A 12316-nucleotide genomic window follows, 5' to 3' on the forward strand; every position below is an offset into this window, starting at 1 on the left:
TCAGGCGTTCTGCACGACGAGCACCACCACGGCGATCGCGACCATCACCGCGAGCGCGATCCCCATGCGTACGGCCATCCCCTTGAGCCACAGCGACAGCAGCGTCTCGGTGCCGCCGGTCCTGCTGAGCGGTACGACGTCGAGCACGGCCGATCGGTTGATCGGGCCGTAGACGTGCGGGTACGTGTCGTCGCCGACCGCCTCGACCCGCACCTGGGCATCCGCCAGCCGTGCCGGGTCGATCGTCAGGAGCACGAGGTCCTCGCCGAGCGAGCGGTAGTAGCGGTCGAAGACGCCCTGCACCTGGTCGCGGCGGCTCGCGTGGATGAAGCCCTCCTGCTCGAGCGTCCGACCGACCGTCGAGGTGGTGTAGGTCCCGGTCTCCAGCGTGCGTCGCCAGTCGGCCGCGGTCGCGATGTGGAAGATGCGGTGGGGGGCCGGCTCGGTCACCGTGTGAGGGTAACGACATGACTGAGTCGACGGACCCTGGGCGCATCTACGTCGTGACCGACATCGAGGTCGACGGCTTCACGCCGGGGGCGAACTCCATGCTGTCCTTCGGCTCGGTCGCGGTCACGGCGTCGGGGGAGCAGGTCGGGGAGTTCGAGGCGGTGCTGGAGCCGCTGCCGGGCGCGCAGCCGCACCCGGACACGTGGGCGTGGTGGCAGTCCCAGCCGCCGGAGGTGCTCGCCGCCGCGACGGAGGACCCGCAGCCGGTGCCGCAGGTGATGGCCGACTTCGTCGCGTGGGTGCGCGGGCTCGGGGAGGAGCGCGAGCTCGTCGCCTCGCCGCTCGGCTTCGACGGCACCTACGTCGACTACTACCTGCGCCGCTTCACGACGTACTCCGTGTGCCCGGCGCTCTACGACGAGGACCCCCTCTTCCACGGTCCCGGCCTCTGCCTCAAGAGCCTCGCCTGCGGGGTCACCGGCGGCGACTGGGCGACGTTCTCGGTCCACGACCTTCCGAAGGCGTGGTTCGGCGAGGTCGAGCACACCCACCGCGCCATCGACGACGCCCGCGGCTACGCGAACCTCCTCGTCGAGGTCATGCGGCAGGCTCGCGCCTGACCCGAGCGTGGGTGGCGGCACGCGACATCCGCCCGAGGGTGGGTGGCGGCACACGACATCCGGATCGATCGATCGCATGTTGTACGCCGCCAGGGTGCGGCCAACGCGTGTCGTATGCCGCCACCCGGCGGATTGAAGGGCGTCGGCGGCCGTCCTTTGCTACGCGGCCTTCCACTGTGAGCCAGTCGGGTTCGATGTGTCGGCCGGACGGGAGGTCGAGTCCAGTCGGAAACTGATAACCGGTGACCGTGAGCTCGACGACCGAACCATTGCTGCCTTCGAGACGCACGACGTCTCTAGAACAGCCGGTGCTCCGCGCCGTCGTCCATCCCGCGCAGGGCGTCGTAGTCGACCAGCGCGCAGGCGATGCCGCGGTCGGTGGCGAGGACGCGGGCCTGGGGCTTGATCTCCTGGGCGGCGAAGATGCCGCGCACGGCGCCCTTGCGGGTCAGGGCCGGGTCGCGGTTGAGGAGGTCCAGGTAGCGGGTGAGCTGCTCGACGCCGTCGATCTCGCCGCGGCGCTTGATCTCGACCGCGACGGACAGGCCGTCGGCGTCGCGGCACATCAGGTCGACCGGCCCGATGGCGGTCATGTACTCGCGGCGCACCAGCGTGAGGCCCTCGGAGAGCGTCGCCGGGTGTTCGGCGAGCAGCTCCTGGAGGTGCTTCTCGACGCCGTCCTTCTGCAGGCCGGGGTCGACACCGAGGTCGTGGGACGTGTCGTGCAGGACCTCGTCGATGAGGATGCGCAGGGTGTCGTCGGTCTTGCCGGCGGTCACGACCCACTCAGGACGGCCGTCCTCGGCCACGCCCTCCTTGACCGTGCAGGGCGGCGACATCCAGTTGAGCGGCTTGTAGGAGCCGCCGTCGGAGTGGATCAGCACCGACCCGTCGGACTTGAGCATCAGCACGCGCGTCGCGAGCGGGAGGTGGGCGGTCAGCCGCCCGGCATAGTCCACCTGGCAACGCGCCACCACGATCCTCACGACGGGCGAATCTACAGTGACCCCGTGACCGACCACGCAGTACGCCCCGCGCGGGCGCGCGACCTGTCCGACCTCGCCGCGATCGAGGACTCCGGGCTGCCGATGTTCGAGGCCGTGCTCGGCGACCTGACCGGGGACGCGCTGGCCTCTCCCGCGGTCGACGGCCGCGAGCGGGCGGCCGAGCCGGGGTTCGTCCTCGTCGCGGGCGACCCCGCGGTCGGGTTCGCGCACGTGCGCTTCCTCGACGCCCATGCCCACCTCGACCAGCTGTCGGTGCGGCCGGAGCACATGCGGCAGGGGATCGGGACCGCGCTGGTCGAGGCGGCCGCCGAGCGCGCTGCGCTCAAGGGTCACGGCTCGCTCACCCTGACGACGTACGCCGACCTGCCGTGGAACGCGCCGTTCTACGCCCGCAACGGTTTCGTCGAGGTCGCCGCCGACGAGCCGCGCACGGCCAGCCAGCTCGCCATCTCCGCGACCGAGGAGGAGCTCGGGCTGGAGAAGCACGGCCGCCGGATCTGGATGCGGCGGGTGCTGCGCGCGCACCGTACGGCTGCCGAGCTCGACGCCTGGGTGGCGACCCTCGACTCCCCGCGCGACGTCGGCACGCTCCGGGCCGTGGTCCGCCGGCCGGTGCCCGGGCAGCGCGAGGTCCTCGAGGTCGGGCACCTCGACGTCACCGCGGGCCTGGTCGGCGACAGCTGGTCGACCCGCGCGACGCGGCACATGCCGGAGGGCCGCCCCGACCCGGACATGCAGCTCAACGTCATGCACCACGGACTCGTGCAGTTCCTCGCCCAGGACCCCGAGCGCGAGCAGCTCGCCGGCGACCAGCTGCACGTCGACCTCGACCTGTCGCACGCCAACCTCCCGGCGTGGAGCGAGCTGCACATCGGCGGACCCGACGGCGCGGTCATCGTGGTGACCGAGGTGCCGCACAACGGCTGCGGGAAGTTCATCGCGCGGTTCGGCAAGGACGCGATGACCTTCGTCAACGGGCCCGAGGGCAAGCCCCGCCGGCTGCGTGGCCTGTGCGCCAAGGTGGTGCGGCCGGGGACGGTCCGCCCGGGCGACGAGGTGGTCGTCGTACGCCCTCCCGCCCCTGCTGCGAGCCACGTGGGGGAGTGACGGTTCCCACACCCACGCGGGCGTGAGGGCGTGGGAGCATGCCTCCCATGACTGACACGGCTCCAGCTTCGTTCTCCACCGTCGGCGTGATCGGCCTCGGCACGATGGGCGCCGGCATCGCCGAGGTCTTCGCCCGCAACGGTTACACGGTGATCGGGGTCGAGCTCAACGACGGTGGCGTCGAGCGGGGTCGCCAGCACCTTGAGCACTCCACCGGCCGCGCGGTGAAGCGCGAGAAGATGACCGAGGAGCAGCAGGCCGAGCTGCTCGGCCGCATCACCCTCACGACCGACATGGGCGCCCTGTCCGCCGCCGACCTCGTCGTCGAGGCCGTGGTCGAGTCGCTGGCGATCAAGAAGTCGATCTTCGCCACGCTCGACGGCATCGTCCGCGACGACGCGATCCTCGCGACCAACACCTCCTCGCTGAGCGTCACCGAGATCTCGACGGCCAACTCCCGGCCGGGCCGGGTGATCGGCGTCCACTTCTTCAACCCGGCCCCGGTGCAGAACCTCGTCGAGATCATCCGCACCGTCGTCACCGAGCCCGCGGTCCTCGACGCCGTGCAGGGCGTCCTGCGCGACCTCGGCAAGAACCCCGTCGTCTGCGGCGACAAGGCCGGCTTCATCGCCAACACCCTGCTCTTCGGCTACCTCAACCACGCGGTGTCGATGTACGAGGGCAAGTACGCCTCGCGTGAAGACATCGACGCCGCCATGCGCTTCGGCTGCGGCTACCCGATGGGCCCGCTCGCCCTGCTCGACCTGATCGGCCTCGACACGGCCTACGAGATCCTCGACACGATGTACAAGCAGGGTCGCGACCGCCTGCACGCGCCCGCGCCGATCCTCAAGCAGTACGTCACCGCCGGCCTGCTCGGACGCAAGTCGGGCCGCGGCTTCTACACCTACGAGGCCCCCGACAGCCCGGTCGTCGTCGCCGACGCGCACACGCCGAGCGAGGACGACAAGCCCACGCTGCACCACGACATCCGGCAGGTGGGCGTGGTCGGCACCGGCACCATGGCCGCCGGGATCGTCGAGGTCTTCGCCAAGGCCGGCTATGACGTGCTGTTCACCGGCCGCGGCCAGGACAAGGTCGACGGCGTCGTCGCGACCATCACCAGGAACTTCGACAAGCAGATTCAGCGCGGCAAGGCGACCGAGGAGGCGAAGGTCGAGGTGCTCGGCCGTGTGCGCGGCACGACGTCGCTCGACGACCTGCGCGACGTCGACCTCGTCGTCGAGGCGATCGCCGAGGACCTCGCGATCAAGACCACGCTCTTCGAGAACCTCGACGAGATCTGCAAGCCCGGCGCGATCCTCGCGACCACCACGTCGTCGCTGCCGATCATCGCGATGGCCCGGGTGACCAAGCGTCCCCACGACGTCATCGGCATGCACTTCTTCAACCCGGCGGCGATCATGAAGCTCGTCGAGGTGGTCTCGACGGTCGCGACCGACGAGAAGGTCACCGAGACCGTGCTCGCGCTGTGCGAGAAGGTCGGCAAGGTGGCGGTGCGCTGCGGCGACCGCTCCGGCTTCATCGTCAACGCGCTGCTCTTCCCCTACCTCAACGACGCGGTCAAGATGCTCGAGGCGCACTACGCGACCGCCGACGACATCGACCTCGCGATGAAGCTGGGCTGCGCGCTGCCGATGGGTCCCTTCGAGCTGCTCGACGTCGTCGGCAACGACGTGTCACTCGCGATCCAGAAGGAGCTCTACCTCGAGTTCCGCGAGCCCGGCTTCTCCCCGGCGCCGCTGCTGGAGCACCTCGTGACGGCGGGCTACCTCGGTCGCAAGGCCGGACGCGGGTTCCGCGACTACAGCGCTCGCTGACACACAGGTTTCGTCGCGCTTCGCGCCCTCGCAAGCTCGGCCGCTGCACTTGCTCAACCCGATGGACCACACGCGCGGACCTCGTTCCTCGGTCCGCGCTGGTCAATCGAGGCAGAACTCGTTGCCCTCGGGGTCGGTCATCACGATGTGACCGCCGGCCATCGGAGGGGCCGGCTCGTGGCGCTCGACGCGGGTGGCGCCGAGGCCGACCAGCCGCTCGCACTCGGCCTCGAGCGCGGCCATCCGCTCGTCGCTCTGGAGGCCGGGGGCGGCGCGGAGGTCGAGGTGGACGCGGTTCTTCGCCGCGGTCCTGCCCTCGGGGACCTGCTGGAAGAACAAGCGTGGACCGTCGCCGTCGGGGTCGTCCGCGGCGGAGCGGGTGTTCCACTGCGACTCGGGCACACCCACCTCGCGCAGGAACTCGTGCCACACCTCGAAGGGATCCTGCCCGGGCGCGACCTCGCGGCCCGGCGGGGGCGGGTTGACGTAGCCCAGCGCTGCTGCCCAGAAACGCGACAGCGTCTCGGGGTCGTGGGCGTCGAAGGTGACCTGGATCGTCCGGCTCATGCCGGCCATCCTGCCGCGACCCACCGACAGCGGGTCTCGGTCGTCGTACAGGCGTCAGGCGTTGGTGCGGTGGGAGTGCTCGGTCACCAGCCCGGCGAGCCGGGCCCGGGTGTTGATGTCGAGCTTGCGGTAGATGTGGGTCAGGTGGGCGTCGACCGTGCGGGGCGAGACGAAGAGCTCCTCGGCGATCGCGCGGCTGGTCAGGCCGTGGGCGACCCGCTCGGCGACCTGGCGCTCGGCGGCCGTCAGCTGGTCGAGGACCGAGGGTGGCGCGGACGCGGTCCGGTTGAAGACGCCGGTGATGAGGGTGACGGAGTCGGCGGACAGGTCGTCACCGTCGATCCACGCGGCCGGTGCCCTGCTCGCCGGCACGACGTCGTAGTCGGCCGAGTAGCCCCAGCGCACGGCCAGCCGTGGCGTGCGCAGCGCGAACGCCGTGGCGGCCAGCGCCCGTGCCTCGGGGAGGTCGCGCTCGCGGGCCACCCCGGCCAACCCGTCGAGGGCGTCGGCGGCGCGGAGCGGCAGGCGCATCGTGCGGCAGTTCTCGAGGGCGGTGAGGTAGGTCGTCGTGGCCTGGTCGAGGTCACCGAGGCCGACCAGCGCCCGACCCAGCAGCAGTCGCGCCTCGACGCTGTCGCGGCCGAGGCGGGCGGAGTCGGCGAGCGCCACGACGTCGGCCGCGAGGCCGGCCGCCTGGCGCAGGTCGCCGCGGTGCAGCAGGTCGCGCCCGTCCTGCGTGAGCACCGGGAGGCGTACGGCCCACGGCAGGCTCTGGCGGTCCACGTCGGAGGCCTCCCACGCCGGGTCGAGCCCGCGCAGGAGGGTCTCGGCCAGCAGGCAGACACGGTCCTCGGCGAGCTCGCGGGCCTCGACCACCACCGCGCGGGTGCCGGCGACCGCCTCGGCGATGCGGCCCTGCTCCAGCGCGATGCGCGCCAGGAGGGTGCGCACGGACAGGCCGATCCACCGCTCGTCGCGGCTCATCCGCGCCGGCAGGGCGTCGCCGGCCGCCTGCGCGGCCTCGGCGAAGCGGCCCTGGGAGGTGAAGACGTCGGCGAGCGTGCGGGTGGCCTGTCGACGGATCGAGCCCTCGGGGTCGAGGTCGAGCGCGCGCCGCGCCTCGCGCTCGGCGAGCTCCATCTCGCCGGCGTCGAGGTGCATCTCGGCGCGGATCGAGGCGGTCTTGGCCAGCTGCTCGTCGGGGCTCGGTGCCGACGACGCGTGCTCGTCGGCGCGCTCCAGCAGCCAGAGCCCCTCGTAGGTGCCGCGCACCTCCGAGGCGGCGATCCCGGCGCGGCGGGCGATCTGCGCCCCGATGGCAGGCGGCCCGTCACCGCTCGAGAGGGCGGCCTCGAGGATCTCGACGGCGTCGCGGGCGCGCATCGAGGTGTAGAGCGAGGAGAAGATGCGGTTGGCCACCGAGTAGCCGTCGGCGCGGGTCTCCGGCTTCGCGCAGGCGGTGAGCACGGCGTGGCGCATCGCTGGGAGGTCCTTGAGCCAGTCGGCGTCGGCGGCCCCGTAGTTGTCGTGGGCCGGCGCGTGGTCGTCGGCCCAGGCGAGCAGGCCGGACTCGACCGCGACCACGTCCTCGGGCCGCGCGAGCGCGCGGGCACGCCCCCGGATCGGGGAGAGCATGTCGAAGCGGCCGTCGGCGGCGACCTCGACCAGGCTGCGGCGCACGAGGTTGCCGGCGACCTCGGCGGCCCGCGGCGCGGGCTGGTCGAGCACGCGTGCGAGCACGCCGAGCCCGATGGGGAAGCCGAGCAGGCCGATGCGTCGCAGCGCGGTCGCGCTGTCGTCGTCGAGGAGGTCGTGGGCGGAGTCGACGGCCTCGTCGAGGCTGACCGTCGCCATCGCGTTGCCCAGCCCGACCAGCGCCGACTGCACCGCGACCTGCTCGATGAGCAGGGGGAGACCGCCGGTGGCCCCCAGCAGGCGGCGTACCTCGTGGTCCTGCTGGTCGAGGTCGACGGGGTGCCCGCCCGCCGCCCGGATCCGGCGCAGGAACAGGTCGACGGCAGGACCCTCGAGCGGCGCGCGGTGCGAGGGGACGGGGAGCGGGCCGACCCGGACGACCGACTCGTGGGGCTGGTCGGCCATGGTCAGCGCGGTCACCACGACGCGCGCGTCGGTTGTCGTGTCGAGCATCGTCTGGAGCACCGGACCGGCCTCGGTCGCGTCGAGGTCGAGGCCGTCGAGCACCAGCAGGCAGTCACGGCCGTCGACCGCGCGGCCGAGCGCGCCGGTCAGCGAGTCGCCGGGAGCTGTCTCGGAGTCGAGGCTCTCGAGCGCCGCGACGAGCAGGTCGTCGAGCGTACGCAGGTTGCGGGCGTCGACCCACGACGTCTGGCGTGCGGCGGCGACGTGACGCACGATCAGGGTCTTGCCGCTGCCGGGAGGGCCCACGACCGTCACCCACCGCGACTCGTCGAGCGCCTCGCCCAGCGCGCGCTGGACGTCGTCACGACCGAGGCACGGGGAGAGCACGGGACGAACCTATCGCTGATGGGCGGTCGGACAGAGGAATGAGTTAAGTAGGACTACGGATGCCCGGTCCCACCCGTTCGGGGGAGGGTTGTCCCACGCCGAGGGGTGGCGGGACCGCACAGGGGAGGGTCTCGCGATCACCGGCCGTTTCTCCGAGCAGGCCGTGCATCGTCGGGGGTCGATGCGCGGCCTGTTCGTGTGTGCCGGAAGAGGCCGCGTGGCCATCCCGTCCTGCCGCTCGGTCTTGCCGCCGCTGCGTACGCTGTCGTCATGGAACTCGTGCTCGTGCTGGTCGTCCTCGGCGGTCTCACCGCGGTCGCGGTGGCTGCGGGCAGGACGGGCAAGAGGCGTGAGCTGGCCCGCGCCGAGGCCGAGGTCGAGCCGGTCAAGCGGCTCGCCGAGGAGGACGTCACGGCCCTCGGCGTCGAGCTCCAGGACCTCGACATCGACCTCGCCGGCCAGGAGCTCGACCCGGGCGCCAACGCCGACTACCAGCGCGCGCTCGACGCCTACGAGTCCGCCAAGACGGCCGCCGCGGCCCTCACCCGCCCCGACGACGTACGCCACGTGACGGAGATCCTCGAGGACGGTCGCTACGCGATGGCGTGCGTCCGCGCCCGCGTCGCCGGCGAGCCGCTCCCGCAGCGCCGCCCACCGTGCTTCTTCGACCCGCGCCACGGCCTGTCGGTCGCCGACGTGCCGTGGACCCCGCCGGGTGGCGCCTCGCGCGACGTGCCGGCGTGCGCGCTCGACGTCGAACGGGTGCGGGCCGGCGCCCAGCCCGACATCCGCAAGGTGATGGTCGGCTCGCGGCGCGTGCCCTACTGGCAGGGCGGCCGCGCCTACCAGCCCTACGCGCAGGGCTACTTCGGCGGCTTCGGCCCGATGGACTGGATGTTCATGGGCATGCTCTTCGGTGGCGGGTTCGACGGCATCGGTGAGGGCATCGGAGCGATCGGCGAGGGCCTGGGCGACATGTTCGGCGGTATCGGCGACGGCATCGGCGGCCTCTTCGACGGCTTCGACTTCTGACCTTCACCCCTGCGGGGGACCTTCCCCCCACAAGGGTGTGATGGGCCCTGATCGACGGGTCTAGCGTCCCGACCCATGGCCGGAGTCGAGACAGGCACGATCACCACTGACATCCCCGCCCGGATGGACCGTCTGCCGTGGGCCAGGTGGCACTGGCTGGTGGTCATCGGGCTCGGCACCGTCTGGATCCTCGACGGGCTCGAGGTCACCATCGTCGGTTCGATGTCGGCGGCCCTCAAGCCCGAGGACACGGGCCTGGGCCTCTCGAGCTCCGACGTCGGCCTGGCCGGTGCGATGTACGTCGCGGGCGCGTGCATCGGCGCGCTGTTCTTCGGCCAGCTGACCGACCGGTTCGGCCGCAAAAAGCTGTTCCTGGTCACGCTCGGCGTCTACACGGTGGCGACCGTGCTCACCGCGTTCTCGATGAACCCCGCGTGGTACTTCGCCTGCCGCTTCCTCACCGGCACCGGCATCGGCGGCGAGTACGCCGCCATCAACTCCGCGATCGACGAGCTCATCCCGGCGAAGTACCGCGGCCGGGTCGACGTCGCCATCAACGGCTCGTTCTGGGTCGGCGCGGCCCTCGGCTCCCTGCTGACCATCCCGCTGCTCGACCCCAACATCGTCGACCCGAGCTGGGGCTGGCGGGCCGCCTTCGGGCTCGGCGCGATCCTCGCGGTCGGCATCCTGGTCGTGCGCCGCCACGTGCCGGAGAGCCCACGCTGGCTCTTCATCCACGAGCGGGAGGACGAGGCCGAGAAGATCGTCAAGGACATCGAGCACACGGTGGAGGAGGAGACGGGCAAGACCCTGCACGGGGTCGACCAGACGATCACGATCCGCCAGCGCAAGACCATCAGCCTGCCGCTGATCGCCAGGACCGTCTTCACGCTCTACCCGCGACGGGCCGCCCTCTGCTTCGCGCTCTTCGTCGGGCAGGCCTTCCTCTACAACGCCTTCTTCTTCACCTACGGCGACACCCTCACCACGTTCCTCGACGTGAAGCAGACCGGCTGGTTCCTCGCCATCTTCGCGGCGAGCAACTTCGCGGGGGCGCTGCTGCTGAGCGGGCTCTTCGACACGCTGGGCCGGGTCAAGATGATCGCCGGCACCTACATCCTGTCCGGGGTCCTGCTCGCGATCGCCGGCACGATGCTCGACAGCCTGACCGCGGTGACGCTGACGATCTTCGGCGCCATCATCTTCTTCTTCGCCTCCGCCGGCGCGAGCGCGGCGTACCTCACCGCCTCGGAGATCTTCCCGATGGAGACGCGGGCGCTGTGCATCGCGTTCTTCTACGCGATCGGCACCGCCGTCGGCGGCATCTCCGGCCCGCTGCTGTTCGGCCGGCTCATCGACAACGCCAGCGAGTCCGAGGACATCACCGGCATCGCGATCGGCTACTTCATCGGCGCGGCGCTGATGATCGCCGGTGGCATCGCCGAGATCCTCCTCGGGGTCAAGGCCGAGGGGCAGTCGCTCGAGGACATCGCGCAGCCGCTGACCGCCGAGGACGAGCCCGCCCACGCCTGACCCCTGCCCCACGTCGAGAGGAGCCGAGCCATGAGCCCGATGCCGCCGCCCAAGCCGTCCACCGAAGGACGTCGAGACCGGCAGGTCTTCCACGAGATGGGCCAGATCGTCCGCGCGCTCGAGGCGCACGGACCGATCACGCCCGAGGAGCTGCGCGAGGTCGTCGGCGGACGCTGGTGGGAGGAGAACAGGTTCGAGCGCGCGCTCGCACTCGCGGCCAGCGACGGCCTGGTCCACACCACCGACGACGGCAGGGTCGCCGCGACCTGACGTCGGACCGCCGCGCCGGGTGCGCGAGGATGGTCCCGTGAGCCTGCACCGCACCGAGCTCGGCACGACCGGGTCGCGCGTCGTCTTCTGCCACGGCCTCTTCGGGCAGGGGAAGAACTGGACGCAGGCCGCCAAGGCGCTGAGCTCCGAGCACCGCGTGCTGCTGCTCGACATGCCCAACCACGGCCGGTCGGCGTGGACCGAGCGGTTCGACTACGTCGAGATGGCCGACCTGGTGGCCGCCGAGCTCGGCCAGTGGTCAGCTCGGGAGCCGGTGGCGCTGGTCGGGCACTCGATGGGCGGCAAGGTCGCGATGTGCATGGCGCTGCGGCACCCGGAGCTCGTCGAGCGGCTCGTCGTGGTCGACGTCGCTCCGGTCGCCTACCCGAGCGGGCGCGAGTTCGTCGGCTACATCGAGACCATGCGCGCGCTCGACCTGTCGGCGCTCGAGCGCCGCGACCAGGCGGACGAGGCCCTGCGTGAGCCCGTGCCCAACCCGGTGGTGCGGAGCTTCCTCCTCCAGAACCTCCGCCGCACCGACGGTCCGGATGGGGCCGGCTGGCGCTGGCAGGTCAACCTCGACCTGCTCGGCGCGTCGATGGACGGACTGACCGGCTGGCCGGCCGACGAGCTGGGGGAGGCGTCGTACGACGGTCCGGTGCTGTGGATCGGCGGTGCCGACTCCGACTACATCGACGACGCGCACGCACCCGAGATGGACCGCCGGTTCCCGCGCAACCGGCGCGTGCTGATCAAGGGGGCCGGGCACTGGGTGCACTCCGAGCAGCCCGCGATCTTCCTCGAGGTGCTGCGGCGCTTCCTGCCCGCCGAGGCGTCCGGCTCCTAGGCCCGCTGGCGGGCGCGGTAGGCCGCGACGGCCTCCCGGTTGCCGCACGTCGTCGAGCAGTAGCGACGCGAGCGGTTGCGCGACAGGTCGAGCACGACGTCGTCGCAGTCGTCGGCGGCGCACCGGTCGAGCCGCGACATCTCGTCGGCCCGGATCACGTCGACCATCGCCATCGCGGTCTCGACGACCACGCGCTCCTCGAGCGGACGGTCGGGGTCGACGGCGTGGACGTGCCAGTCCCAGTGGTCGTGGCGCTGGAGCTGGGGGAGTGCCTTCGCCTTCGCGAGCATCCCGTTGACGATCTCCGCGGCCTCGTCACGCTCGGCGAGGAGGAGGGCCCGGAGGGCTGGTCGGAGCCGGCGTACGGCGTCGAGCTCGGCCTGGGTCGCGTCGAGCCGGCCGGTGTAGGGCCAGGAGGCCAGGAAGGCGGAGAGGTCGTCGACCGAGCCGAGCGGGTCGCCGGGCTCGTCGGACGAGTTCACGAGGGCGACCGCGGCCTGGAGCGCGGCGTCCGTGTCATCCGTGAAGAGCATGTTGACACATTACATCAGCCGC

The 12316-nt window shown here is 71.7% G+C and carries 12 protein-coding genes; 7 read left to right on the forward strand and 5 right to left on the reverse strand.

Annotation, left to right across the window (positions count from 1 at the left end; all coding sequences use genetic code 11):
- On the reverse strand, positions 1-450 hold the full coding sequence (locus JI751_RS18160) for a DUF952 domain-containing protein (protein WP_201939850.1): 450 nt from the start codon (positions 448-450) through the stop codon (positions 1-3).
- A gap of 17 nt (positions 451-467) precedes the next feature.
- Between JI751_RS18160 and JI751_RS18165 the strand changes: the two genes are divergently transcribed.
- Positions 468-1070: a 3'-5' exoribonuclease domain-containing protein gene (locus JI751_RS18165; protein WP_201939852.1), complete on the forward strand. Its 603-nt coding sequence runs from the start codon at positions 468-470 to the stop codon at positions 1068-1070.
- 296 nt (positions 1071-1366) lie between these two features.
- Here JI751_RS18165 and nucS read toward each other — a convergent pair whose 3' ends face one another.
- A complete protein-coding gene (nucS, locus tag JI751_RS18170) occupies positions 1367-2092 on the reverse strand; it encodes an endonuclease NucS (RefSeq protein ID WP_443678525.1) in 726 nt (241 codons plus the stop codon).
- Between nucS and JI751_RS18175 the strand changes: the two genes are divergently transcribed.
- Together JI751_RS18175 and JI751_RS18180 are read left to right on the forward strand one after the other, a co-directional pair.
- The gene (locus tag JI751_RS18175; RefSeq protein WP_307814359.1) at positions 2081-3184 is read left to right on the forward strand and encodes a GNAT family N-acetyltransferase; all 1104 of its coding nucleotides are present in this window, start codon (positions 2081-2083) and stop codon (positions 3182-3184) included. The genes nucS and JI751_RS18175 overlap by 12 nt on opposite strands.
- A 47-nt stretch (positions 3185-3231) precedes the next feature.
- Positions 3232-5025 carry a 3-hydroxyacyl-CoA dehydrogenase family protein gene (locus JI751_RS18180; protein ID WP_236666524.1) on the forward strand — a complete coding sequence of 598 codons (1794 nt, stop codon included), beginning with the start codon at positions 3232-3234 and terminating at the stop codon, positions 5023-5025.
- A 102-nt stretch (positions 5026-5127) separates the two neighbouring features.
- Here JI751_RS18180 and JI751_RS18185 read toward each other — a convergent pair whose 3' ends face one another.
- Entirely contained in the window at positions 5128-5592 is a 465-nt protein-coding gene (locus JI751_RS18185; RefSeq protein ID WP_201939858.1) for a VOC family protein, read from the reverse strand.
- A gap of 54 nt (positions 5593-5646) precedes the next feature.
- On the reverse strand, positions 5647-8079 hold the full coding sequence (locus JI751_RS22015) for a LuxR C-terminal-related transcriptional regulator (RefSeq protein WP_201939860.1): 2433 nt from the start codon (positions 8077-8079) through the stop codon (positions 5647-5649).
- A 270-nt stretch (positions 8080-8349) separates the two neighbouring features.
- Here JI751_RS22015 and JI751_RS18195 point away from each other — a divergent pair, with 270 nt between their 5' ends.
- The 4 genes from JI751_RS18195 to JI751_RS18210 all read left to right on the forward strand — a co-directional run bounded on the left by JI751_RS18195 (position 8350) and on the right by JI751_RS18210 (position 11761).
- Positions 8350-9111 carry a hypothetical protein gene (locus JI751_RS18195; protein WP_201939862.1) on the forward strand — a complete coding sequence of 254 codons (762 nt, stop codon included), beginning with the start codon at positions 8350-8352 and terminating at the stop codon, positions 9109-9111.
- A gap of 75 nt (positions 9112-9186) precedes the next feature.
- Positions 9187-10644, forward strand: a complete 1458-nt coding sequence (locus JI751_RS18200) for an MFS transporter (RefSeq protein WP_201939864.1) — start codon at positions 9187-9189, stop codon at positions 10642-10644.
- A gap of 30 nt (positions 10645-10674) precedes the next feature.
- A complete protein-coding gene (locus JI751_RS18205; RefSeq protein ID WP_201939866.1) occupies positions 10675-10914 on the forward strand; it encodes a hypothetical protein in 240 nt (79 codons plus the stop codon).
- A gap of 37 nt (positions 10915-10951) precedes the next feature.
- Positions 10952-11761, forward strand: a complete 810-nt coding sequence (locus JI751_RS18210; protein ID WP_201939868.1) for an alpha/beta fold hydrolase — start codon at positions 10952-10954, stop codon at positions 11759-11761.
- Here the strand turns inward: JI751_RS18210 and JI751_RS18215 are convergent.
- Positions 11758-12294 (reverse strand): CGNR zinc finger domain-containing protein, encoded by a 537-nt coding sequence (locus JI751_RS18215; protein ID WP_201939870.1) that lies wholly within the window; start codon positions 12292-12294, stop codon positions 11758-11760. The genes JI751_RS18210 and JI751_RS18215 overlap by 4 nt on opposite strands.
- Positions 12295-12316: the final 22 nt, after the last annotated feature.

The sequence above is a fragment of the Nocardioides baculatus genome (assembly GCF_016735675.1).
GTDB lineage: Bacteria > Actinomycetota > Actinomycetes > Propionibacteriales > Nocardioidaceae > Nocardioides > Nocardioides baculatus.